Origin of the sequence: Paenarthrobacter sp. NPDC091711 (genome assembly GCF_044756605.1) — a bacterium.
Lineage (GTDB): Bacteria > Actinomycetota > Actinomycetes > Actinomycetales > Micrococcaceae > Arthrobacter.
This window is the reverse complement of record NZ_JBIVTF010000007.1, coordinates 96043-117168: the sequence shown is the minus strand read 5'-3', so window position 1 is coordinate 117168 and position 21126 is coordinate 96043. Positions and strand designations below refer to the sequence as shown.

Annotated in this window: 24 protein-coding genes, 1 tRNA gene and 1 riboswitch; of the genes, 14 read left to right on the top strand and 11 right to left on the bottom strand. The window is 63.3% G+C overall.

What is annotated here, in order from left to right; genetic code table 11:
- Positions 1-149 precede the first annotated feature (149 nt).
- Both ACIQH5_RS12785 and ACIQH5_RS12780 read left to right on the top strand, forming a co-directional pair.
- Entirely contained in the window at positions 150-830 is a 681-nt protein-coding gene (locus tag ACIQH5_RS12785) for a TetR/AcrR family transcriptional regulator (protein WP_400403737.1), read from the top strand.
- A 111-nt stretch (positions 831-941) separates the two neighbouring features.
- A complete protein-coding gene (locus ACIQH5_RS12780) occupies positions 942-2420 on the top strand; it encodes a gamma-aminobutyraldehyde dehydrogenase (protein WP_400403734.1) in 1479 nt (492 codons plus the stop codon).
- 43 nt (positions 2421-2463) lie between these two features.
- On the opposite strand, the gene ACIQH5_RS12775 is transcribed toward ACIQH5_RS12780, so the two are convergent.
- Positions 2464-3429, bottom strand: a complete 966-nt coding sequence (locus ACIQH5_RS12775) for an EamA family transporter (RefSeq protein WP_400403732.1) — start codon at positions 3427-3429, stop codon at positions 2464-2466.
- 21 nt (positions 3430-3450) lie between these two features.
- Between ACIQH5_RS12775 and ACIQH5_RS12770 the strand changes: the two genes are divergently transcribed.
- Together ACIQH5_RS12770 and ACIQH5_RS12765 are read left to right on the top strand one after the other, a co-directional pair.
- Positions 3451-4368: a LysR family transcriptional regulator gene (locus ACIQH5_RS12770; protein WP_400403729.1), complete on the top strand. Its 918-nt coding sequence runs from the start codon at positions 3451-3453 to the stop codon at positions 4366-4368.
- A 126-nt stretch (positions 4369-4494) separates the two neighbouring features.
- The gene (locus ACIQH5_RS12765; RefSeq protein ID WP_400403726.1) at positions 4495-4821 is read left to right on the top strand and encodes a hypothetical protein; all 327 of its coding nucleotides are present in this window, start codon (positions 4495-4497) and stop codon (positions 4819-4821) included.
- Positions 4822-4865: 44 nt separating this feature from the next.
- Here ACIQH5_RS12765 and ACIQH5_RS12760 read toward each other — a convergent pair whose 3' ends face one another.
- Positions 4866-5390, bottom strand: coding sequence for a SixA phosphatase family protein (locus ACIQH5_RS12760; protein ID WP_400403724.1), 525 nt, complete (start codon positions 5388-5390; stop codon positions 4866-4868).
- A gap of 196 nt (positions 5391-5586) precedes the next feature.
- Positions 5587-6453 (bottom strand): winged helix-turn-helix domain-containing protein, encoded by an 867-nt coding sequence (locus ACIQH5_RS12755; protein WP_024819583.1) that lies wholly within the window; start codon positions 6451-6453, stop codon positions 5587-5589.
- Positions 6454-7124: 671 nt separating this feature from the next.
- Between ACIQH5_RS12755 and ACIQH5_RS12750 the strand changes: the two genes are divergently transcribed.
- The 4 genes from ACIQH5_RS12750 (at position 7125) to ACIQH5_RS12735 (ending at position 11552) form a co-directional block, all read left to right on the top strand.
- The gene (locus ACIQH5_RS12750) at positions 7125-7865 is read left to right on the top strand and encodes a response regulator transcription factor (protein WP_024819582.1); all 741 of its coding nucleotides are present in this window, start codon (positions 7125-7127) and stop codon (positions 7863-7865) included.
- A 3-nt stretch (positions 7866-7868) separates the two neighbouring features.
- Entirely contained in the window at positions 7869-9374 is a 1506-nt protein-coding gene (locus tag ACIQH5_RS12745; protein ID WP_400403720.1) for an ATP-binding protein, read from the top strand.
- Positions 9375-9483: 109 nt separating this feature from the next.
- Positions 9484-9669, top strand: a riboswitch (cyclic di-AMP (ydaO/yuaA leader).
- A gap of 1 nt (position 9670) precedes the next feature.
- Positions 9671-10525, top strand: a complete 855-nt coding sequence (locus ACIQH5_RS12740) for a hypothetical protein (RefSeq protein WP_400403717.1) — start codon at positions 9671-9673, stop codon at positions 10523-10525.
- Positions 10526-10715: 190 nt separating this feature from the next.
- Positions 10716-11552: a glycosyltransferase gene (locus tag ACIQH5_RS12735; RefSeq protein WP_400403714.1), complete on the top strand. Its 837-nt coding sequence runs from the start codon at positions 10716-10718 to the stop codon at positions 11550-11552.
- A gap of 28 nt (positions 11553-11580) precedes the next feature.
- Here the strand turns inward: ACIQH5_RS12735 and ACIQH5_RS12730 are convergent, their stop codons facing one another.
- The 4 genes from ACIQH5_RS12730 to upp form a co-directional block, all read right to left on the bottom strand.
- Positions 11581-12972 carry a pyridoxal phosphate-dependent decarboxylase family protein gene (locus ACIQH5_RS12730; RefSeq protein WP_400403712.1) on the bottom strand — a complete coding sequence of 464 codons (1392 nt, stop codon included), beginning with the start codon at positions 12970-12972 and terminating at the stop codon, positions 11581-11583.
- A 92-nt stretch (positions 12973-13064) separates the two neighbouring features.
- Complete coding sequence (locus ACIQH5_RS12725; protein WP_400403709.1) at positions 13065-13781, bottom strand: HAD-IA family hydrolase; 717 nt, start codon at positions 13779-13781, stop codon at positions 13065-13067.
- 45 nt (positions 13782-13826) lie between these two features.
- Positions 13827-14204 carry a VOC family protein gene (locus ACIQH5_RS12720; RefSeq protein WP_026005392.1) on the bottom strand — a complete coding sequence of 126 codons (378 nt, stop codon included), beginning with the start codon at positions 14202-14204 and terminating at the stop codon, positions 13827-13829.
- 46 nt (positions 14205-14250) lie between these two features.
- Entirely contained in the window at positions 14251-14886 is a 636-nt protein-coding gene (upp, locus tag ACIQH5_RS12715) for a uracil phosphoribosyltransferase (RefSeq protein ID WP_017198151.1), read from the bottom strand.
- 22 nt (positions 14887-14908) lie between these two features.
- Here upp and ACIQH5_RS12710 point away from each other — a divergent pair, with 22 nt between their 5' ends.
- The gene (locus tag ACIQH5_RS12710; protein WP_400403705.1) at positions 14909-15421 is read left to right on the top strand and encodes a nucleoside deaminase; all 513 of its coding nucleotides are present in this window, start codon (positions 14909-14911) and stop codon (positions 15419-15421) included.
- On the opposite strand, the gene ACIQH5_RS12705 is transcribed toward ACIQH5_RS12710, so the two are convergent.
- From ACIQH5_RS12705 to ACIQH5_RS12695, 3 genes are read right to left on the bottom strand one after another with little or no spacing between them, the layout of a single operon-like run.
- Positions 15418-16419 (bottom strand): glycosyltransferase family 4 protein, encoded by a 1002-nt coding sequence (locus ACIQH5_RS12705; protein ID WP_400403702.1) that lies wholly within the window; start codon positions 16417-16419, stop codon positions 15418-15420. The two genes, ACIQH5_RS12710 and ACIQH5_RS12705, sit on opposite strands and share 4 nt — an antisense overlap.
- A gap of 12 nt (positions 16420-16431) precedes the next feature.
- Positions 16432-16830 carry a 6-carboxytetrahydropterin synthase gene (locus ACIQH5_RS12700; RefSeq protein WP_024819572.1) on the bottom strand — a complete coding sequence of 133 codons (399 nt, stop codon included), beginning with the start codon at positions 16828-16830 and terminating at the stop codon, positions 16432-16434.
- 3 nt (positions 16831-16833) lie between these two features.
- Positions 16834-17847 (bottom strand): zinc-binding alcohol dehydrogenase, encoded by a 1014-nt coding sequence (locus ACIQH5_RS12695; protein WP_400403700.1) that lies wholly within the window; start codon positions 17845-17847, stop codon positions 16834-16836.
- Between the two features lie 127 nt (positions 17848-17974).
- Between ACIQH5_RS12695 and ACIQH5_RS12690 the strand changes: the two genes are divergently transcribed.
- Positions 17975-18064: transfer RNA gene (locus ACIQH5_RS12690), tRNA-Ser, on the top strand.
- Between the two features lie 116 nt (positions 18065-18180).
- Here the strand turns inward: ACIQH5_RS12690 and ACIQH5_RS12685 are convergent.
- Positions 18181-18447 carry a hypothetical protein gene (locus ACIQH5_RS12685; RefSeq protein WP_400403698.1) on the bottom strand — a complete coding sequence of 89 codons (267 nt, stop codon included), beginning with the start codon at positions 18445-18447 and terminating at the stop codon, positions 18181-18183.
- A 95-nt stretch (positions 18448-18542) separates the two neighbouring features.
- Here ACIQH5_RS12685 and ACIQH5_RS12680 point away from each other — a divergent pair, with 95 nt between their 5' ends.
- The 4 genes from ACIQH5_RS12680 to ACIQH5_RS12665 all read left to right on the top strand — a co-directional run bounded on the left by ACIQH5_RS12680 (position 18543) and on the right by ACIQH5_RS12665 (position 21103).
- Entirely contained in the window at positions 18543-18779 is a 237-nt protein-coding gene (locus ACIQH5_RS12680; protein WP_400403695.1) for a PLD nuclease N-terminal domain-containing protein, read from the top strand.
- A 132-nt stretch (positions 18780-18911) separates the two neighbouring features.
- The gene (locus ACIQH5_RS12675; RefSeq protein ID WP_400403692.1) at positions 18912-19535 is read left to right on the top strand and encodes an SRPBCC family protein; all 624 of its coding nucleotides are present in this window, start codon (positions 18912-18914) and stop codon (positions 19533-19535) included.
- Between the two features lie 90 nt (positions 19536-19625).
- Positions 19626-20246, top strand: a complete 621-nt coding sequence (locus ACIQH5_RS12670) for a hypothetical protein (RefSeq protein ID WP_400403689.1) — start codon at positions 19626-19628, stop codon at positions 20244-20246.
- A 122-nt stretch (positions 20247-20368) separates the two neighbouring features.
- A complete protein-coding gene (locus tag ACIQH5_RS12665; RefSeq protein ID WP_400403686.1) occupies positions 20369-21103 on the top strand; it encodes a YcnI family protein in 735 nt (244 codons plus the stop codon).
- Positions 21104-21126 lie beyond the last annotated feature (23 nt).

The window sequence follows — 21126 nt, the reverse complement described above, 5'->3', positions numbered from 1 at the left end:
CTGCGAGACACACTATGAGCCGGATCACATTAAAGTCAACAGTGTTGACATCAATGCTGACAAAGACTTTGACTGGACCTCGAAAGGAGGAGGCCATGAATCATGTAGGTTGATATTCAACCGGGGATCGCATGGAAGGCGGACAACTGATGGTGCAGCCAGCACAGTCGACGGACCGCCGTACGCGCCTGGACCCCGCCACCATCATTGACGCCGTCCTGCGGATTTCGAGCCTGGAACTCGGGGAACGGCTAACAGTCCGCCGGCTGGGACAAGAACTCGAGGTGGACGCCACCGCCGTCTACCGTCACTTCCGGAACCGGGACGCAATTGTCAGGGCAGCCCTGGACCAACTGTTCATGATGTCCGTGGAGCGCACACTGGCCACCGCACGGGATCACCACTGGCGTGCCCGGCTGGAGGCGTACCTCGACGAACTCCTCAAAGCCTTCATGCAGCATCCGTCGTTGGGGAGCGAATCGTTCGCCACGGACACCTACGGCCCCGGCGAGTTGAAGGCGATCGAGTTCGTTCTGCAATGCCTCACCGACGCGGGGCTGGCAGAGGATCGCGTGGTGCACTACTACGCGGCCTTGGAGAGCTACACCCTTGCACTCGGCGCCGGAATAGCAGTGGAAATCCAGCGGCTCCCCGATTCCGAGGGCCACGATCCCTGGCTCAACCCCAGGGTTTTCACACGCATCACCGGGCACCCGCTGCTTGAAAAGCACCACGCAGCACTGCAAAACCTCGACTCCCTCAAAGCATTCCAGGCCGGCCTTGCGGCCATCCTGGACAGCGCCGAACGGGAAAGCAGCAAGCAGGCCTGACCGGCTGCTTGACCAGCAACGCCCCCACCCCCGCACGAACGCCACCACCCGGCGTCGTTCATTCAGCACTGCCCGGACAGCGACGCCCGGCAGGGAAAGCACGGTACCCCCATGCACCAGTTCATCAACGGAAAACTGCTCTCCGGCACCTCCGGAAACAGCCTCAACGTCATCAACCCGGCCACCTCGGAGGTGGTGGAAACAGTGGGACTCGCTTCACTGGAGGATCTGGAGTCGGCGGTGGCAGCCGCACGCAGCGCCTTCCCTGGCTGGTCCCGGACAGCCCCGGGAGAACGCGCTGGCATCCTGCAGAAATTCGCCCGCATCATGGAAGATCGCGCCGAGGAATTCGCCCGGGTTGAAAGTTCGCAGACGGGCAAACCCCTGCGCCTGACCAGCGAGTTCGACGTCCCCGGGACCATCGACAACATCGACTTCTTCGCAGGAGCTTCACGGCACCTCGAAGGCAAGGCCACCGCGGAGTATTCGCCTCAGCACACCTCCTCCATCCGCCGGGAATCCATAGGTGTGGTGGGGTCCATCGCCCCCTGGAACTACCCGCTGCAAATGGCGGCGTGGAAGGTCCTTCCAGCCATCGCGGCCGGCAACACCATAGTTCTCAAACCCGCCGAGATCACCCCGCTGACGTCCCTGATGTTCGCGCAGGCGCTCAGTGATGCGGGACTGCCCGACGGCGTGGTGAACGTGGTGGTGGGCGACGGCGCCACCGTAGGGGCAGCACTCATGCGGCACCCGGACGTGGACATGGTCTCCTTCACAGGATCCACCGCCGTTGGACGCACCGTGCTGGAAGCTGCTGCCGTCAACGCCAAGCGGGTGCACCTTGAATTGGGCGGCAAGGCACCCTTCGTGGTGTTCGATGACGCCAATCTGGACGCTGCCGTGCATGGCGCGGTGGCCGGCTCACTGATCAACACCGGCCAGGATTGCACCGCTGCCACACGGGCTATTGTGCACCGCAGCGTGTACGAGGAATTCGTCGCGAAGGTGGCCTCCCGCTTTGAGGGAATTGTCCTTGGCGCCCCCGCGGACACCGACGCGGACCTCGGCCCCTTGGTTTCCTTCAAGCAGCGGGACCATGTGGCGGCAATGGTGGAGCGCGCCCGCGGATACAGCAAAGTGATGGCAGGGGGCTACGCTCCAACGGAAGGTGGTTTGGAAAACGGCGCCTTCTACCGGCCCACACTGGTGATTGATGCGGCGCCGGACTCGGAAATCGTCAAGGACGAGGTCTTTGGCCCCGTTCTAGTAGTCCTTCCCTTCGACACCGACGACGAAGCCATCCATCTGGCCAACGACACCGTCTACGGTCTGGCCGCCTCCGCCTGGACCACCAACCTCCAGCGGGCTCTGCGGGCTACCCGCGAGATCAAGGCCGGTTGCGTCTGGGTCAACGACCACATTCCGATCATTTCCGAGATGCCCCATGGAGGCTTCAAGCAATCCGGCTTCGGCAAGGACATGTCCGCCTACTCGTTTGAGGAGTACACCCAGGTCAAACACGTGATGTTCGAGTTGGAGGACGTCACCGAAAAGGACTGGCACAGGACCATCTTCTCGCTGCGCTGACTTCCCCGCGTTGTGGGGCCCGCTCTGCGTGCCTTCGGGGGATTTAGGGATGCAGAGCGGGCCTCACAACGGGAGTTTGGGGACGGATTTTGCGTCCAGCGCCGAGCACTGCGGTGGCAACTCCCAGGAGCAGGATCAGTCCGCCAAGAATTTCGGTCAGCGTGGGAATCTCGTTGAGGACCAGCCAGGCCGCCGTCATCCCCACCACCGGGACCAGGAGCGTGAAGGGCACGACGTCGGAACTCGGGTACAGCGACAACAGCCGGTTCCAGATGCCGTAGCCGATCAGGGACGCGAACACGGCCGTGTAGATGGCGCTCAGGATGGTGGCCGGCTGCAGGTCGCTGAGGGTGGCCCACACGGTGTCCGGCCCGTCCACCATCAGCGACAAACCAGCCAACGGGACCGGAACCACCGCGCCAGACCACACCACCAGGCCCAGGCCGGAGGCGGCTTTGGAGTGCCGGGCCACCACATTGCCTACCGCCCAGGACAACGCTGCGGCCAGGACGATCATGAGCGGAAGAACAGGGGCCACGGCACTGCGACCCAACGCCACCACTGCCAGGCCGGCAACGCCCAGCACCACCCCAGCCATTTGGCGTCGGCTCGGCCGTTCACCGAGGACTCTCGCTGCAATCACAATGGTGAACAGAACCTGCGCCTGCAGGACCAACGAAGCCAATCCCGCAGGCATCCCGAGGGCCATGCCCAAATACAGGAGACCGAATTGGCCGGCGCTCATGAAGAGCCCGACGCCGAGAATCGCCTTCCAGCCCACCTCGGGTTTGCGGATGAACAGGATGAAGGGAAACACCACCAGCAGGAAGCGCATGGCGACGAAGAGCAGCGGCGGGACTTCCCTGCCGTTCGTGTGCAGGCCGAGGTCAATGGCGACGAAGTTGATGCCCCATAGGACGGCGACTGCAATAGCAAGGGCGGAGTGGCGAAGGTTCACAAGTACACTCTGGCCCTGATTTGGTTGAAGCACCAGCGTTGAATTCAACATGGAACAGCGTAGATTTGCTTCATGATCGATATCTCGGCATTGAGGGCCTTAGTGGCCGTTGAGCAGCACGGCTCTGTTGTGGCAGCCTCGGACGTCATGGGTTTCAGCCCATCCGCAGTGTCGCAGCAGATCAAGAAACTCGAGAAGCAAACCGGCGTCACTGTCCTGGAACGCAACGGCCGGGGAGTGCTCCTCACAGAGCGCGGCCTGGCCTTGGCGGGTTATGGCAGGCGGATCCTGGGCGAGCTCGAAGAACTCCAGGCCACCTTGCTGGCCGATCCCGCGAAACCTTCCGGCCTGCTGAGGCTCGTTGCTTTTTCCACAGCCTGCCGAGGCCTGGTGGGGCCGATGCTGGGGCGCATGGCAGCCGCTCACTCCACTCTGGACGTCACCGTACTGGCCGAGGATCCCCGCGAGGCAGTGCAAAGGGTTGCCTCCGGCGAAGCGGAGCTCGCGGTAGTCCATAACTGGAACTCGGTGCCCCTGGTGATCCCGGAGAACCTGGTTCTAGAGGACCTTTGCATCGACCAAGCCGATGTCCTCGTCAACAGCACGCACGCGCTGTCCGGAAGCGCCGCCGTCGAGCGTGAAGATTTACTCAACGAGACGTGGATCAGCACCCCGGCGGGCGCCATCTGCAACGAGGCTTTGCTGCAGATCTTTGCAGGACTTGGCAAGGTCCCCGACATCCGCATTTACGATCCCGACTTTTCCACCCACGTGGCCATGGTGGAGCAAGGCGTGGCGGTGGCACTGGTTCCGCGACTCGGCAGGCCTCCACTTCCCGACGGAGTGGTTGCCATTCCGGTGATCAACCCCGCCCAGCAACGTTCTGTAGGCGTGGTGTATCGGAAGACCATGACGGCCAGCCCCAATATCCGGATCGCCGTTCGAATGCTTCGCGAGGTGGCAGGAGAGTTGCCCCTGCCCCAGGGATAACCAGGGGCGATCAACGTCACACAGTGGAACATTCGACGGCCGGGCATCTGTTAGCTTAGGCTAACCTTACCTAGCCGCCGCGCCAGCCCGGAGCGCGGCCGTCGACTCCTCGAAGGGGCCCGCACTGTGGAAGCAATCCTCTTTCCCACGGACATGAACCACCATCACACGTATGGCCTGGTGAGCTACGTCATGATCGACGACGGACTTTATCCGAGCGCCCATAACCGGCGGGACCCCTATGCACTTCCGGCGTTCGACATCCGTGGTCAGTGGGTTTATCCCAGCCGCTACAACGAATACCTGGCACCGCAATTGCCGGTGTACATGTTCGACGGCGAACACCTGATCGCCACCGGGCACGGCGAAGAAGCCGCAGGCCTGCCGGTGTTCGAGATCCGCTGCATGTGCATGCCGCAGCTGGCCTACGGAGACCCTGAAACCTCGCACTAGGGAGCTGCGTTCGCGGGAGCTGCGTTCGCGGCCCGGCGCAGAACCTATGTGCGGGGAACCGTGAAGTGCGTCAGCCGGGCGTCCTGCCCATCCAGCTCAGCCCACGATTTTTCCGTTTCCAGGACCGTCAACGCACTCGTTGGGTATCTGGTTGCGGCATCCATGTAGGCATCGTGGTCAGAGTCGCGGGAGGCCAGGTGCATGGCAAGATCCTGGACGCCCGGCATATGCGAAATAACCATCAGCGTGGTCACGGTGTCCGGAACATGGTTGATGACCGTCAACATGCGGTTGGCCGAAGCAGAGTACAGGCCGTCCTCAAGTTTGGGGGTGGGCGCTTTGTCGCCCAACTCGTCGCATACCCACGTGCAGGTCTGGCGGGTTCTCAATGCTGACGAGCACAGAATGAAATCAGGCACCACACCGTTCTGGAGCAACCATTTACCGGCCAGCGGAGCCTCCCGGTGCCCGCGCTCCTCCAAGGGACGCTCATGATCAGGCACACCCGTAGGCCAATCAGCCTTGGCATGCCGCATGATCACCAGGCGCTTAATGTGATGGTCACTCATAACCCAACCCTATCCGCCGCAGGCTGCTCGGGCTTCCTGACTGGCCCCCGGGGCCTCCTGACCTTCTTTGGGAAGAGAACAGCCCTTGGTCAACCTGATGTGGTTGCCCAAGGGCTGTTGGCAGATCAAAGAGGGTCAGGACCCCACGCAGCGCGGGCTTCCGCCGAGGCCAGTACCCTCCCGGGCTGCGTGGTGCTTAGATCGAGTATTCCGGAGCGGCCCAAACGATAACTTCGGGGTGCTCGTAGAAACGGTAGCCCTGGCCGCGGACCGTGCGGACAGTGTTGGCGAGGCGGCCGAGCTTGGAGCGGAGGCGCCGGATGTGGACGTCGATGGTGCGCTCGTTGGGCACCTCTTCGGCGTTGCGCCACAGGCCTTCAAGCAGCTCGTCGCGGCCCACGGTGCGGGTGCCGTTTTCAACGAGGTAGTTGAGGAGTTCGAATTCCTTGAACGTCAGGTTCAGGGATTCGCCGTCGAGGTGCACTTCGCGGCGTGCGAGGTCAATCAGCACGCCGGAGGGGCGGGATTCCTGCTGGGGCGCGGGGCGGGCAGCTTCGGTGCGCTGGCGTGCGGCGACGGTGGGGTCGCCGAAGGTGGAACGCACGACGTCGAGTGCTGAGCCGGGTGCCCCGGCGGGGGCAACTGCGACGGCGGCGTAGCTCTCCGCGCCGGTCACGAGGGACTGTGCGTAGGCCCGGATTTCCTGGGCGAGCTTGGCGATGGACGTTCCTGCCGCGGCTGCGGTGTCTTCGTCAATACCCATGTACAGGACGAATCCGCGGGCCACGTTGTCGTTGGCAACGGGGCGGAGCTTGTCCGACTGCGCAATCACGGGTGTGGGGGCAGTCATGGGTGCCGGCTCTGCCGTGGGGACGGCGCGCAGCTGGCCGTAGGAGTTGGGGTTGTAGCCCTGCGGTACGTAACCGGGGGCCTGCTGACCGGCCCCTTGCGGTGCCGGAGAGTATCCGGGGCGGTTACCGAAGCCGGGGCGAAGCCCTGCGTTCGATGCGGCCTTGTTGGCGTTACGGACGGAGATGTGGACGTATCCAGATGCAACTGACATGGAGTGCTTACCTCAAAAGTGAATAGCCGTCATCGCGGCTTCGAATGCTGGTTGTCCCCGCAATGAGTTTGGGGAGGGGCGCCCAACGCTGGGCTAGGGGGCGAATGCCTGAAACTTCTTGGGGTGGAAAGTTAGGCTTGCATTCGACAACAGCGGTCATCATGGCCAGCGGGTGTGCTGGGCCAGGTTGCTGCGGCTGCAGGTGCTGTTGAGTTCTTGTTCACATTGGAAGTGTGCAACGTAACAATGGCAACACGCAAGTAACAAAGCGCCGAACCGTCCACATTTTGAGACACAGAGGTCTATTGTGCCGCAAATCACAATTCAGCCGAGGGTATAAATGAATGGCATTTCATTCGGTCGCAGAGAGAAATATTCGCCGGAAAGTGAATATTATTCGGCGGATCGGGCATGATGTGCACCGTCCTTCCCGTGAACCGCCGCGCAGCGGAATCTCACGATCTGAAACATTTGTTGTCCAATCGCGGAAAGCCTCCGCCAACAAATTTTCCTGAAAAATCTGCTACAAGCCGTAGAACCTGACGCCACGTCGCCTCAAGTACAGCCGCGGAAAGGGTGTCCTGATTCTCCCTCCTCGCTAGTGTTGACTTCACAGCGTCCTCACAGGACCGGCAAAGCGCTGGCTAACCAGCAGAACGGAGAGTTGTCCCATGGCCTCCTCGCACTCCATGACCAACAACCTCCCCCAGCTGTCCCACCCGGACGGTTCCCCGATCCGCGCCCTGGTGGTGGACGACGAACCAAGCCTCGCCGAGCTCATGAGCATGGGCCTGCGGATGGCGGGGTGGTCCGTGGCCGTGGCCGGCGACGGTCCCGAGGCTGTGAAGCTTGCAAAGGACTTCCGCCCTGACGTGCTGGTCCTGGACGTCATGCTCCCGGGCTTCGACGGCGTGGAAGTCCTCAACCGCATCCGCACCTTCGCCCCGGAAGTTCCGGCACTGTTCCTCACGGCGAAGGATGCCGTGCAGGACCGGATCGTTGGACTCGCCGCCGGTGGTGACGACTACGTCACCAAACCGTTCAGCATGGAAGAAGTCCTCCTTCGCCTCCACCGCCTTGTCCAGCGTTCCGGGGTGGCCGCCATGGACACTGCCGAGCTTGTGGTGGGTGATCTCACCCTGAACGTGGACACCCGCGAAGTCACCCGGGCCGGCGAGGACATCCCGCTCACTGCCACACAGTTTGAGCTTTTGCGCTACCTCATGGAGAACCCCAAACGGGTGGTCAGCAAAGCCCAGATCCTTGACCGCGTGTGGGACTACGACTTCGGTGGCCAGGCCAACATTGTGGAGCTATACATCTCCTACCTGCGCAAGAAGATCGAAGCCAACCATCCGCCCATGATCCACACCATTCGTGGCGCCGGATACGTCATCAAGCCAGCGGACTAGGCGTTGAGCACGCTTTCAGGAGTGGCCAGAAGCTCAGGAAACTCACAGCGCAGCTGGCTCAACCCGTCCACCTGGCATTTGCGCACCCGGCTGGTCCTGGTGGCAATGGCCCTGTTGGTCGCCATTTGTGGAGCCGTCGGCGTGGTCAGCTACGCGTCCATGGACATGGTTTTTAACAAGCAGCTCGACAGGCAATTGGAGCAGGCGTCCAGCCGCGCGAATGACTTCGGCAGGCCGCCGTCGAACTTTCCCACGAACCCCTCCGGAAGGCCTGACCCGCTGGAAGCGCGCGGCCAGGCCGCGGGTACGCTCAATGCGAGGATCGATGGATCAACCGTGAGAAGTTCCGGGCTGATCGACGCCCAAGGAAACCGCGTTTCACTCTCCGCAGCCGACGAGCAAGTCCTGTTGTCGCTCCCCAAGGACAACCTTCCCGTGGATCGGTCCCTGTCCAACGGCGATTACAGGCTGGTGGCAGTGGACACCAACGGCGACGTGATCGTGACAGGTTTGCCTCTGGCGGACAAGCAAAGCGCCGAGGCCTCCCTGGTGTGGACCATGGTGCTGGTTTCGTTGGGCGGATTGGTGCTGATCGGACTCGCGGGAACCGTGATTATCCGGCGGACCATGCGGCCGCTGGAGCAGCTCTCCGAGGTAGCCACCAAGGTTTCGCGCCTACCTCTCGACGCCGGTGAGGTGGCACTAGCGGTGCGCGTACCGGCGTCGGCCGCTCATCCCGGAACGGAAGTGGGCAGCGTCGGCCATGCTTTGAATCTGATGCTGAACAACGTCTCCAACGCACTGGAGGCACGGCAGGAAAGCGAAACCAAGGTGCGACAGTTCGTCGCTGATGCATCGCACGAACTCCGCACACCGCTCACCGCGATCCGTGGCTATACCGAGTTGCTGAGGATGACCGAGACTTTCACCGATGACGGCAGGAGGTCCTTGGCGCGTGTGCAAAGCCAATCCGAACGCATGACCACCCTGGTGGAGGATCTTCTGTTGTTGGCCAGGCTGGACGAGGGCCAGCCCGTGAAAGTCGAGGACGTGGACCTCACCCAGTTGGTGATCGAAACCGTCAGTGACGAAAAAGTGATGGCACCGGACCACATCTGGCAGCTCCAGCTCCCCGATGAACCTGTGACGGTCCGCGGCGATGCAGCGCAACTGCACCAGATGCTGGCCAATCTTCTGTCCAATGCGCGCAAACACACGGACCCCGGCACCACCGTGGTCACGGGCGTCATGCTCTCCGCTGATGGCAGCGCCGTGGTCACCGTGACGGACAATGGCCCGGGCATTCCGGACGATTTTCAGGGCCGCATATTCTCCCGGTTTGCCCGCGCTGACGCCGCAAGGTCAGGCTCCGAAGGCACCTCCGGACTCGGCTTGTCCATTGTGGATTCGATTGTTGCCGCCCATGGTGGCACCGTGGAAGTGACCTCACGGCCGGGCCGTACCGAGTTCGCCCTCCGGCTTCCCACCGTCGGCAGCGAACTCGCATAACGAATCCGGCAAGGCGACTCACCGGCGCCGTGATCTCTGTTACCTAAATGTGACTTCTCGGGAAACCTCCTGTACCGTCGAAAGGGTGGGTCGCCCCAAGCAGGCCCACATCCGGGATGCGCCGAGCTCTGCCACTTCCCGGAGTCCGTTCTTTCTCCGAGGCAGAGACGGGGGACCCAGAGTCTCCGGACCCAGGCATTTTGCCGGTCCTTGGGGTGAAGCCGCAGCGTGATGCGCGGCCGGATGACCTCATCCGAACCCGACAGCTAACTCCGCAGGCGCTGAGAGGTAATCACATGTCTGAATTTAACGATCAGTCGCGCCCTTCCGCGCGTCACCGCGACGAACACAACGCACCGTTGACCAAGTCGCAAGCTGTCCTCAAGAACGCCGCCCGCCAGGGCAAGTCCGGCCACCGCATGTCAGTTGTAGCCGGTGTCGTAGCGGCCGCACTGGGCGTTGCATCGCTCGGAACCGCCGCAAACGCCGCACTGACCCTCCCTGAGGCGAGCCGCGTTGCCGGGACCCAGGCCGCCGCGCAGGTCAGCACCAACAAGTCAGCTGAAATCGCCGCTTCCCTGGATGCTGCCGCCGCCAAGGGCGCAACCGACCGGGCTGCCGCGGACAAGGCAGCTGCTGAGAAGGCCGCCGCCGAGAAGGCTGCCGCTGACCAGGCAGCAGCCGCGCAGGCCGCTGCCGAGAAGGCAGCCGCTGACCAGGCCGCCGCCCAAGCGGCCGCTGAGAAGGCCGCCGCTGACGCTGCTGCCAAGCAAGCCGCCGACGCCGCTGCTGCCGCCGCCGCCGCGGAAGCTGCAGCTGCTGCTGCCGCCCCGAAAGCCGTGGACGACCCCGCTGCTGCCAAGGCGTACGCACTCAGCATCCTGGGCAACTACGGCTGGAGCGCAGCTGAGATGACTGCCTTGAACACCCTGTGGGAGAAGGAATCCAACTGGAAGACCACTGCCACGAACGCTTCGAGCGGCGCCTACGGAATCGTCCAGTCCCTGCCGGCCGGCAAGATGGCCTCAGCTGGTGCTGACTGGCAGACCAACTACCAGACCCAGATCAAGTGGGGCCTGAACTACATCAAGGAGCGCTACGGATCCCCGTCCGCCGCTCTGGGCTTCCACTTGGCCAACAACTGGTACTAAGCCAGACTGCTTGATTGCCGCGCCCGTTGCCGCCGTTCGCACCAGTACCCACTGGAGCGGATGGCGGGAACGGGCGCGGCTTTTGCCGTTTCACAGGTGCTCCCCCGGTTCACAGGCACGGCCCATGGTTCACAGTGGGGTCACAGCTTCCGCCTAAAGCACTCATATTCGGCGGCGCCATTCTGGAAGCATGACGCTTACAGATCCCCGGCCGGTACTCCACCAGCAGCTGCAGCGCTCCCCCGTGGACACACGCGCGCCGGTTCCCGTCCTGGACATCGCCATCCCCGTGTCCAATCAGGAAGCCCGCCTGGAAGAGCAGTTGCGCAGGCTCCACGGGCACCTCATGGACACGTTGCCGCACACCTTCCGGATCACTGTGGCGGATAACGCCAGCACGGACAGCACCCTGAGGATCGCCGAACGTCTGGCGAGGGAACTCCCGGAGATCAAGGTGGTCCATCTGGATCTAAGGGGCCGCGGAAACTCGCTCCGCCGGGTCTGGCTTTCCTCTCCGTCTCCCCTGCTTGCGTACGTGGACCTGGACTTGTCCCTCGACCTTTCGGCCGTGGCACCCCTTCTGGCCCCACTGATCTCCGGCCACTCGGACCTCGCCGTCGGCACGCGGCTGGCAAGAGGTTCGCAGGGGAGATTCAGCCACCGCCGTGACGTCGTTGCGCGCGCATACAATTTTCTGCTGCGCGTGCTCACCGGTGCACGCTTCTCCGATGCGGAGTGCGGCTTCAAGGCCATACGTGCCGATGTCGCCCATCAGTTGCTCCCCCACACCGGCGATGACGCATGGTTCTTTGATACCGAGCTCCTGATCATCGCCGAACGCTGTGCTCTGCGCATTCATGAGGTCCCCCTCGACTGGACCGACGATCCCGACTCGGGCATCGACGTCGTACGCACCCTCCTGACCGACCTCAAAAGGCTGGCGAAACTGACAAGGAAGCTGCACCGCGGGACAATCCCCATCGACGGGCTACGCGCCGAGCTGGGCCGCGGAGCTCAGCGGTGCTGACCTCCGGCGCTGTCCACCGCCTGGAACGCTACGCCTCCGGTTCGGCCTTCACAGCACCACGCACCGCAGCAATGGACGCGGCGACATCACCGGCATCAGTGGTCCAGTTGCTCACCGAGATGCGCAGGATTTCCCGGCCGCGCCACGACGAACCGGACATCCACACAGCCCCCTCCGCCATGAGGCGCTGGGTGACACGGTGCGTGCGATCGTCGCTGCCGAAGCTCACCGAAACCTGCGTGAACACGACGTCGTTGAGCACCTCCACGCCAGGGATCGCGGACAGCCCTTCAGCCAAGGCACGGGCGTTCGCCGCCAGACGCTCCACCATGGAGATCACGCCGTCCCGGCCCAGTTGCCTGAGTGCGGCCCACACCGGAATGCCACGAGCACGGCGCGACATTTCCGGGACCTTCTCGAAGGGGTCCCCCGGTCCGGCATCCGTGGCAATGAGATAGCTCGTGTGCACGCTGAAGGCGCGCCGCAAGGCTTCCGGGCGCGCCACGATGGCCAGCCCACAGTCGTAGGGGACGTTGAGGGTTTTATGCGCGTCCGTTGCCCACGAATCGGCATCCTCCACACCGGCCAACCGGGCACGCAGCGTCGGGCTCACAGCGGCCCACAAACCAAAGGCGCCGTCCACGTGGACCCACGCTCCACGATCATGGGCCACGGCTATGGCTTCCTCCATGGGGTCAAAGGCCCCGGAGTGGAGGTTGCCCGCTTGCAGGCAAACCAACGATGGGCCGGGTTGCTGATCCATCGCCTGGGCCAGGGCATCGGGGAAGATCCGGCCTTCGTCGTCGGCATCTACCGGAACGCAGGCGCCCAAGCCGAGGTATCGCAACGCCAGATCCACTGCGGCGTGCCGTTCCCGGCCTGCGAAGGTTGTGATGCGCGGTGCTCCACTGAGGCCAAGGGCTTGGAGGTCCCAGCCTGCCTCGTCCATCAGGTACTGACGACCTGCCGCCAGCCCTACGAAATTCGCCGTGGTGGCGCCCGTGGTGAATCCGACGTCGGCTGTTGAGGGCAGGTGAAGGAGGTCCAGAAGCCAGGCAGCGGCAGATTCCTCGATGGCTGCAGCCGCAGGGGTGGCGAACCGGAGCCCGGTGTTCTGGTCCCAGGCGGAGACCAGCCAATCGGCGGCCATGGCAGCGGGCAGTGTTCCGCCCATGACCCACCCAAAGAATCGCCCGGACTGGATCGCCATGAGTCCGGGTTCAGCAAGTGCGGCGAGCTCATCAACAACTTCTGCCGCATCAGTGGCCCCGTCGGGGAGACGCGCCAGGATGCTCTCGGCTACCTGGTCGGCGTCAGTGGAAGGGCGGACGGAACGTGTGGGAACAGACGCCAGCCAGTCACCGGCGTGGACCATGGCCCGCTCCAATGCAGCACCGTACGCCTCCGGCATCGCAGACATGCGCACAGCCTACGCCCGGTTCAGCGCTTGGAACAGCCTGAAATGGGTTGGGAAGAAAGTGAGCGACGCGTTGCCTCAGCAGCCCAGCGCAATTAGAGGGTGAGCGTCAGGAGGTGCCCGCCGTCGTCGTCCTTCACTGCGGTGACCGTCACTGCCGAGTAATCCGGGATCCGCCACATACCCGGTTCCAGTTCCGCATTGTGCGTGGCAGCGGCCTTGCCCACCACAACGGTCCGCATCCCCGCTGCACGGGCCGCCGCAATACCGGCAGGCGCGTCCTCGAAAACCACGACGTCGGCAGGGTCGGCTCCCAGGAGCGCCGCCGCCTTAAGATAGCCCTCCGGGTGCGGCTTTCCGCGGGTGACTGACTCGGCGGTGACCGCGGTGGATGGCATGGCGAGCCCCGCCGCCTGCATACGGATCTCCGCAAGGATCCGGTCCGCGGAGGTGACCAAGGCGATGGCCTCATCAGGAAGTCCCGCCAGGAGGGCCTCGGCCCCGGGAAGGGCGATCACCCCATCGGTCCGGGAACGCTCCATCTGGCCGAGCTCAGCGGTCAAAGCCTCAAAATCTGCACCGGCCGGCGCGTACCGGCGAACAGTATCCCCGGCTTGGACGCCGTGGGAAGTGCGCAGGATCTCGTCAAAATCCAGGCCGTACCGCTGGCTGAACTCGAGCCACACTTGCTCAACTATCGCCGTCGAATCCACCAGTGTGCCGTCCATGTCGAAGAGAACGGCACGGACGGTCAGCACTGAGGATTGGGCAGCGGGTCCAGTGTGGGCGGCGGGATCGGCAGGATGGCTCATGGTTCCATCCTGCCGCACGCTCATGGGGTGGTGCCGAAGTGTGACTTAGCCGTTGGGCCGCTGCGGGAGGTACTGCACCGCCCATTTATTGCCGTCAGGGTCCGCGAAATAGACGAAGTGACCCCAATCCTGGACGTCGATATCGCTGACGTCCACGCCGTTGGCCTTGAGTTGCTCATGTGCCTTGTTGATGTCCGCCACCACCACTTGGAGGCTTGGCGCTGTTCCGGGAGGGGCGTCACTGAGACCCTCCCCGATAGCGATGGAGCACGCCGAGCCCGGCGGTGTCAGCTGCACGAAGCGGATGCCGTCCATGGGACGCTCATCGAAATCGGCGTTGAAACCAACCTTGTTGACGTAGAAATCCTTCGCGCGGTCGACGTCGGAGACAGGGACAAACACCAGTTCAAGTTTCCAGTCCATGCGCCACAGGCTAACGAAGCCCGATGAAAACCGGTAGGGGGCTTTCTTAACCCGCTACGCCGTAGAGGCGGTCTCCGGCGTCGCCCAGGCCAGGCACGATGTACGACTTCTCGTTGAGCTTCTCGTCAATCGAGGCCAGGACGATCTTCACGTTGGCGTCGGAAAGCTCTTCTTCCAGCTTGGACAATCCCTCCGGAGCGGCCAGCAGGCAGATGCACGTCACGTCCGAGGCGCCACGCTTGAAGAGGAACTTGATGGCCTCACGCAGGGTGCCACCAGTAGCAAGCATGGGGTCAAGGACGAAGATCTGGCGGCCGGTGAGGTCCTCGGGGAGGCGCTCGGCGTAGGTGATGATGTCCAGGGTTTCTTCGTCGCGGGCCATGCCCAGGAAGCCAACCTCGGCAGTGGGGACCAGCTTGGTCATGCCCTCGAGCATGCCAAGGCCCGCGCGCAGGATGGGGACCACCAGCGGAGTGGGCTTGGTGAAAGCCGTGCCAATGGTGGTGGTGACGGGGGTTTCGATCTCTACTGGCTGCGTCTTGACCTCGCGGGTGGCTTCATATGCCAGGAGGGTGACGAGTTCTTCAGTGAGCTGCCGGAAGACCGGTGAAGGGGTGTTCTTATCCCGCAGAACGGTGAGCTTGTGAGCGACCAGCGGGTGGTCCACGACGAGTGTGCGCATCCCCCAAAACTATCATTGAGACATGAGCGCCACCGAGCCGTATCACGCAGACCACATGGCCTGGATGGGCCTTGCCCTGAACGAAGCCCGGTTGGCGTTGAAAACTGACGACGTACCCATTGGTGCCGTGGTGTTGGGGCCCGACGGCGGCGTGCTGGGTTCCGGACGCAACGAACGGGAAGCGCACGGGGACCCGACCGCCCACGCCGAGGTTGTGGCGATTCGCCAGGCCGCTGCTTCGTTGCGCCAGCGCGCTCAGGATTCCGGTGCCTCCGATGACGGCTGGCGGCTTCAAGACTGCACCCTGGTGGTCACCCTTGAGCCCTGCTCAATGTGTGCCGGGGCCATTGTCCTGGCCCGGATTCCGCGCGTTGTATTTGGTGCGTGGGATGAGAAGGCAGGCGCGGTGGGCTCCGTGTTCGACATCCTCCGCGAGCGCCGGCTCAACCACTGGGTAGAGGTCTACGCGGGGGTTCGTGAGGAAGAATGCTCAGCCTTGCTGAAGGACTTTTTCGCAACGCACCGGGTGCCCTAGCTCGTAGGGGGTTGGAGCGCCTCCAGGACGGCGGCGGCCGTGGTGTCCCAGCCGCTGAGGTGTTCGCGGGCTCGGAGGGCGTTGCTGCGCCAGGCGTGCTGCAGGGCTGGATCGGTGAGCCAGGTCCTTAGCGTGGTGGTCAGGGTGCCTTCCTGCGTCAGGTCCAGCGCGGCGCCTGCCTCTGCGTGGCCGAGGGCTTCCACAGCACCGGTCCCCTGCCGCACAAGCACGGGGACGCCATGAGCCAGCGATTCCGTGACCACCATGCCGAAACTCTCGGAGCGCGAGAGAAGGACGCTGAGGTCCGCTTTGTGCCACTGCGCTTCGAGGGTTGGGCCGGTCAGTTCACCTGTCACCTTGATGCGGTTCTCCAGCCCGTAATGCTCGACGGCGGCCCTCACCTCGGCTGCGTAGCTCGCGTCAGCGTTCTCCGAGCCGATGAGGGCTGCGGACCATTCCACGTCCTGCAGGGTGGCCAGGCACTCCACGAGTTCGAGCTGGCTCTTGTTGGGAAGCAACGCCGCGACGGCGACTATATGCGGTGGCTGCGATCCCTCGGCGAGGTCTGCTTTGTCGGCCCCGGGCGCGGCGATGACCATCCTCTGCGTCCCATGCCTCGTCTCGAGCTCAGCCGCTGCATGGGCGCTGGGGCAGATGATTCCCGTGGCGGCAGCCAACGCCTTTTCCTCAAGCTCGGGGTGGTCCGCCAACGCCATGTGGGACAGTATCCACACCTGGGTTCCGGCGTTGATCGCGCCGGAGATCTCGTCCGGAGCCCCACTCGCTACCAGTCCGTCGGCAATCACTGTTGTGCCGCCGTCGAGCATGTCAGCGAGACGTTGCCGGTCCGCGAGGCTCCCGACCGGCCATTCGCCGTCGACCGTTATTGTCTCAACGGTGACGCCCAAGGCGGTCAGGTGCTCGGCGAGCTTGGCGTTGTACTTGTTGCCGCCGGAGCCGTGCCGGACGTTCCCCGGGACCAGGAAGCGGATGCGCACTTACTTACCGGGTTACTTGACCGGGAGCTCCAGCGAATAGCCTGCCCAAGCGTCAGGGTTTTCGCGGAGGACCACGTCAATGCCGGTGAGGGCCGGACCATCCGCGGTGTCCTGGATTTGGGCGGCCATGGCGTCGGCAATGTGCTTCGCGAGCGCCTCCGTGGTGGAGAGTTTACCCTTGAAGGCGGGGTGCTCGTCCAGGTTCTTGTAGTTCAGGTCAGCGAGTACTTCCTCGAGGATGCCGCCGGCGGCACCGATGTCCAGGACGATCGCGTCGTCGTTGACATTGGGGCGGCGGAAGGTGACCTCGGCGACGAACGTAGCCCCGTGCAGTCCCTGGGCTGGGCCGAAGGCTTCGCGGGGAAGGCTGTGGGCGATCATGAAGTGGCGTCGGACGGTCAGGCTGAACATGTATTAATCCTCCGGCTGGGGGTAGGCGACCACGTGGCAGAAACCGCCGGGCCGCTCGAACAGTTTTGTCAGTGTGGTGGGCAGGTTCCGGAACAGGCACTCGCTGGTCAGGAAGGTGTCGAAGAGCGGGTCCTTCAGCTCGATGGCCGCCTGCTCGAGGCGCTCGGCGTTGGTGCGCCGGTGCCTGCGTGGGAGGGCGACGGCGCCCACTTGGCTGGAGCGGATGTTGAGCCGTCGGGCGTGGAAATCCTCGCCGAGCGGCAGCGTGACTTCCTTGTCCGCGAACCATGAAAGTTCGATCACGTCCGAGTCGTCGCCGGCCAGTTGCAGGCTCAGCTTGAGGCCCTCGTTGGAGGCGGAACAATGGAAGACGATGTCGTTGTCGCTTTTTGCATTCTCTGGTTCGGCGAAGTCGACGTTGATGGTTTCTGCCAGCTTCCGCTTCTCCGGATCCGCATCCACCAACTGCAGGCGGCCCAGCGGATACTTCCGCAGGAGCGTCGCCAGGACGCCACCCACCAAACCACCACCGACGACGGCGACACGGTCTCCCAGCCTCGGCCCGGCTTCCCAAAGCGCGTTAATGGCGACTTCGACGATGCCCGTGAGAACGGCGCGTTTCGTAGGGACTTCCTCTGGGATTGCCGTGAGTTGGCTGGTGGGAATCACATAGAAATCTTGGTGTGGGTGCAGGGTGAAGACCGTTTTTCCCCGCCACTCGTCCGGGCCTTCTTCCACAATGCCCACGTTCAGGTAGCCGTACTTGACCGGGCCCGGGAAGTCGCCCTCCTGGTGCGGGGCCTGCATCAGGTCAGCCACCCGCTCCGGGACGCGGCCTTCGTGGACCACTCGCTCCGTACCTCGGCTGACACCTGAGTACAGGGTCCTGACCAGGGCTTCGCCTTCTTGGGGTTTGGCGATGGTCTCGGAGCGCAGCTCGCCGTCGCCCGTCTCGGTGACCCAGTAGGCGTGAGCTTCGTGTTCGTGTTCTAGTTCGTGTTCCCGCGAAATCGTCATGGTACTTACGAATCTATCGGTGGGGCGCTGCGGACGGAAGTTGGCTGTGCTTTGTCCTGTTCTTCCCGTTGGTCCGCGGGGCCTCGTTTTGGGGAACCGGGCTGAACTCCGGTACCCTATTTCAGTTGGTGACGTGTCCGAGCGGCCGAAGGTGCAACACTCGAAATGTTGTTTGGTGTAAAAGCCAACGTGGGTTCAAATCCCACCGTCACCGCCAATGAGAAAGGCCCTGCTTCCCTTTGTTTATGAGGGATGCGGGGCCTTTTGTTCTGCACGGGTTGGGGCCGGCAGCCAAAGCCACCGAGAGATTGCCACCCGACATCAAGACCTTCGTTAACCTTGATGTTGCTCAGCTGACCACTGCTCGTAGAGTGCTTCCTGGTCTGCAGCGATGAGCTGAAGGTTGCCACACTGCCGGCAGGCGAGTGCCTTGATTGGCACAGTCCGCACCTTCCCGAATGCTCGAGCAGACCCAGACGTTGCGACGAATACTTCGCCCTTTCCCATCCCCGTCTCCGGGTACAGATACAGGGGGCCGAACAAGGAGTCTGCGTTGCAGGCCAGACAGAGCCGGGGAGGTTCTTGCTTCGTGTCGCTCATGGTCCAACTCTAAACACCTTTTGTCATCCCTGACCGGACGAGTACCGTGAGGTCCAAGCGGTGGCTCTGTCGGCTGCCCTGTTTTGGGGGGAAACATGAGAATTGGTGACGACGCAGGTCCATTCTGGGCCGTACTCTTGATGGGCGCCGCTGGTCTCGCGATGACTGCACTCATGCTTAAAGCTTTAGTTCAGATTGCGCAGCGCCCGGCCTTCGATCCTATGACGCGAGCTATCTGGATTCTTATCGTCCTGGTTGCGCCTGTTCTTGGGGCTATCGCGTGGTTTTGGATCGGGCCAAAGGAAATCGAACCATCCTCGCGGGCGAGGTAGTCGTGAGAAGTGAGATCTCGGCACTATCACTTGCGCAAAGCCGCGAGATCTAACCCTTCGGCGTGGGCAGGCGTAGATTGATCCCGGATGCCTTAAGACACCCTCGGAACCGCACTGACCGCGGAGGCAATAATGGCCGGGACCACTAACAAGACAGGCAAAAGCACCGACTACGCGTTCGTCACTGTGTGGCGTGTGCCCGGAACCCGTGAGGAAGTAGTCAACGTCCTCGGCGACGCAAGCACGCTCAAACAGTGGTGGCCCTCCGTCTACCTCACCGTGACACCCGTAGCTCAAGGTGGCCCGGATGGCGTGGGCGCCAGCTTCGACCTGCACACCAAAGGCTGGCTCCCTTACACGCTCAAGTGGCGGCTCACAGTCACAGAACCCGTCACCTTGGACGGCTTCGCGCTCACCGCCAAAGGGGATCTCAACGGTACCGGCCGCTGGACCTTCGAGACTGACGGCCCCGAAGTGGTGATCACCTACGACTGGCGGGTTAGTGCATCCAAGCCCCTGCTTCGCCGCCTGAGTTGGCTGTTCAAACCGGCGTTCTCTGCCAATCATCACTGGGCCATGGCTCGCGGTGAGGAGAGTCTGAAACTTGAGCTTCGCCGTCGACGTTCATCTGCGGGCTCAGCAAGCGCTCCGGAGCCGCCGAAGCCAACGTTCGTTCGGTCCTTGAGGGGTAGCTCTCGGTACTTTCAGGCTGCCAAAGCGCCGGGAGCTCACTCCTCGGCGCAAGTATCCACATAGACACCAATCCGAGACCAGGTCGGCGCCGAACTCCCGATAGAATCAAGACGCTGACAGTCAGGCAGCGGCCACAGAGATGAGGGAGGACCCGTGCGCACATCACAGCCCCGGGCACCCTTTCATGCGTTGCGTTCAGGCGTCATCTCGCTGATTGTGGTTCTTCTCGCCGCAGGAGCTCACATTGTGGGTGGCGGAGAACTTCCCACAACACCGGTCCTCTTGGCGCTCGTTGCGCTGACGGCCCTGGCTGCCACGCTGGCCACTCGGTTCAAGCTGAATCTTGTCACCATGGCCGGAATCTTGGGCGCAGGACAGTTGGCGCTTCACGAGGCTTTCACCGCCTTGGGCCCAATATCGGCAAACGTGCAGGAAACAAAACACCACCTCGGCGCTGAACCTTTGAGCGCCGGGCTGGACATCGCGGCTACACATACCCATGAGCTCGGCACAGCATTCGGCACCATGATGTTTGTAGGCCACGTCGTCGCCACCGTTGCTTCTGCCGTGGTCCTGGCCAAGGGTGAAGATGCCTTGTGGCAACTCGCCGTCTGGCTGCGGCCGTTGCTCTCCTTGCCCACGTTGGTGTTCAGGCCCGACGCCGGCGCCTCGCCTGTCGCAGTTGGCGCACCCGACGTCTTCATCCCCCGCCCTTGGCGGAACCTTAGGCAAGACAGCCGCCGCGGCCCGCCCGCCGTCGTCGTACTTCCTTAGTTCCGCCCGGCACCTTCTGCGCACAACAAATCACGCGCTGCAACAGCACAGCCTTTGCATGGTGACGGGCCTCAAACCCGTACCCCGCGCCGCTTCATCGGCGCCCCCGAAAGGCACTTCCCATGAAATCCACGATTCGCCGCACCCTGTCAGCTACCGCCGTCGCCGGTGGAACCGCTGCCCTGATGATGGCCGGTCTGGCCGGAGCATCCGCCCACGTCGGAGCCGACCCCAACAAGACCGCAGCTAACTCGTACGCGCTGGTGACCTTTGGAATCCCCCACGGTTGCGACACGTCCGGCACCACCAAAGTGGCCATTTCACTCCCTGAGGAACTGAACGACGCCCAGCCCACGGTCAACCCCAACTGGACCGTGGAAAAGGTAACCGAGACGCTCGCTGAGCCCAAGAAACTGGATGACGGCACCACCATCACCAAGCGGACCAGCCAGATCGTTTACACGGCCAAGGCGCCGTTGGATCCGCACCTGCGCGACGCCCTTGTTTTGTCGGTCAAGCTGCCGGACGCAGCGGGCAAGACCATCTACTTCCCCACGCTGCAGACCTGCGAGACGGGCCAAACTGACTGGTCCGAGATCGCCAAGGAGGGCCAGGACCCGCACGATCTCAAGGCTCCGGCACCGTCGGTCACCATCACGGCGGCCGATGCCGCAGGCGACCACCACGCTGCAGAAGCCGTCTCCACCGAGCAGGCCGCCGCTGTAACTGACGACGGCTCGCAGGCGCGAAGCTGGGCCGGCCTGATCGCAGGCATCGCTGGCTTGGGTCTGGGCGGCGCTGCGTTCTTCCGCAGCCGCTCCGCCAAGCCGGCCGTGGCCAAAGCCGACACCAAGTAGTTGACGACGGTTTGGCGCCCGGA

What these genes read in the sequence shown, in the direction of transcription:
- ACIQH5_RS12785 (WP_400403737.1), top strand. Translation starts at nt 150, where the DNA reads ATGGTGCAGCCAGCACAGTCGACGGACCGCCGTACGCGCCTGGACCCC.
- ACIQH5_RS12780 (WP_400403734.1), top strand. Translation starts at nt 942, where the DNA reads ATGCACCAGTTCATCAACGGAAAACTGCTCTCCGGCACCTCCGGAAAC.
- ACIQH5_RS12775 (WP_400403732.1), bottom strand. Translation starts at nt 3,429, where the DNA reads ATGTTGAATTCAACGCTGGTGCTTCAACCAAATCAGGGCCAGAGTGTA.
- ACIQH5_RS12770 (WP_400403729.1), top strand. Translation starts at nt 3,451, where the DNA reads ATGATCGATATCTCGGCATTGAGGGCCTTAGTGGCCGTTGAGCAGCAC.
- ACIQH5_RS12760 (WP_400403724.1), bottom strand. Translation starts at nt 5,390, where the DNA reads ATGAGTGACCATCACATTAAGCGCCTGGTGATCATGCGGCATGCCAAG.
- ACIQH5_RS12755 (WP_024819583.1), bottom strand. Translation starts at nt 6,453, where the DNA reads ATGTCAGTTGCATCTGGATACGTCCACATCTCCGTCCGTAACGCCAAC.
- ACIQH5_RS12750 (WP_024819582.1), top strand. Translation starts at nt 7,125, where the DNA reads ATGGCCTCCTCGCACTCCATGACCAACAACCTCCCCCAGCTGTCCCAC.
- ACIQH5_RS12740 (WP_400403717.1), top strand. Translation starts at nt 9,671, where the DNA reads ATGTCTGAATTTAACGATCAGTCGCGCCCTTCCGCGCGTCACCGCGAC.
- ACIQH5_RS12735 (WP_400403714.1), top strand. Translation starts at nt 10,716, where the DNA reads ATGACGCTTACAGATCCCCGGCCGGTACTCCACCAGCAGCTGCAGCGC.
- ACIQH5_RS12730 (WP_400403712.1), bottom strand. Translation starts at nt 12,972, where the DNA reads ATGTCTGCGATGCCGGAGGCGTACGGTGCTGCATTGGAGCGGGCCATG.
- ACIQH5_RS12725 (WP_400403709.1), bottom strand. Translation starts at nt 13,781, where the DNA reads ATGAGCCATCCTGCCGATCCCGCCGCCCACACTGGACCCGCTGCCCAA.
- ACIQH5_RS12720 (WP_026005392.1), bottom strand. Translation starts at nt 14,204, where the DNA reads ATGGACTGGAAACTTGAACTGGTGTTTGTCCCTGTCTCCGACGTCGAC.
- upp (WP_017198151.1), bottom strand. Translation starts at nt 14,886, where the DNA reads ATGCGCACACTCGTCGTGGACCACCCGCTGGTCGCTCACAAGCTCACC.
- ACIQH5_RS12710 (WP_400403705.1), top strand. Translation starts at nt 14,909, where the DNA reads ATGAGCGCCACCGAGCCGTATCACGCAGACCACATGGCCTGGATGGGC.
- ACIQH5_RS12700 (WP_024819572.1), bottom strand. Translation starts at nt 16,830, where the DNA reads ATGTTCAGCCTGACCGTCCGACGCCACTTCATGATCGCCCACAGCCTT.
- ACIQH5_RS12695 (WP_400403700.1), bottom strand. Translation starts at nt 17,847, where the DNA reads ATGACGATTTCGCGGGAACACGAACTAGAACACGAACACGAAGCTCAC.
- ACIQH5_RS12685 (WP_400403698.1), bottom strand. Translation starts at nt 18,447, where the DNA reads ATGAGCGACACGAAGCAAGAACCTCCCCGGCTCTGTCTGGCCTGCAAC.
- ACIQH5_RS12680 (WP_400403695.1), top strand. Translation starts at nt 18,543, where the DNA reads ATGAGAATTGGTGACGACGCAGGTCCATTCTGGGCCGTACTCTTGATG.
- ACIQH5_RS12675 (WP_400403692.1), top strand. Translation starts at nt 18,912, where the DNA reads ATGGCCGGGACCACTAACAAGACAGGCAAAAGCACCGACTACGCGTTC.
- ACIQH5_RS12665 (WP_400403686.1), top strand. Translation starts at nt 20,369, where the DNA reads ATGAAATCCACGATTCGCCGCACCCTGTCAGCTACCGCCGTCGCCGGT.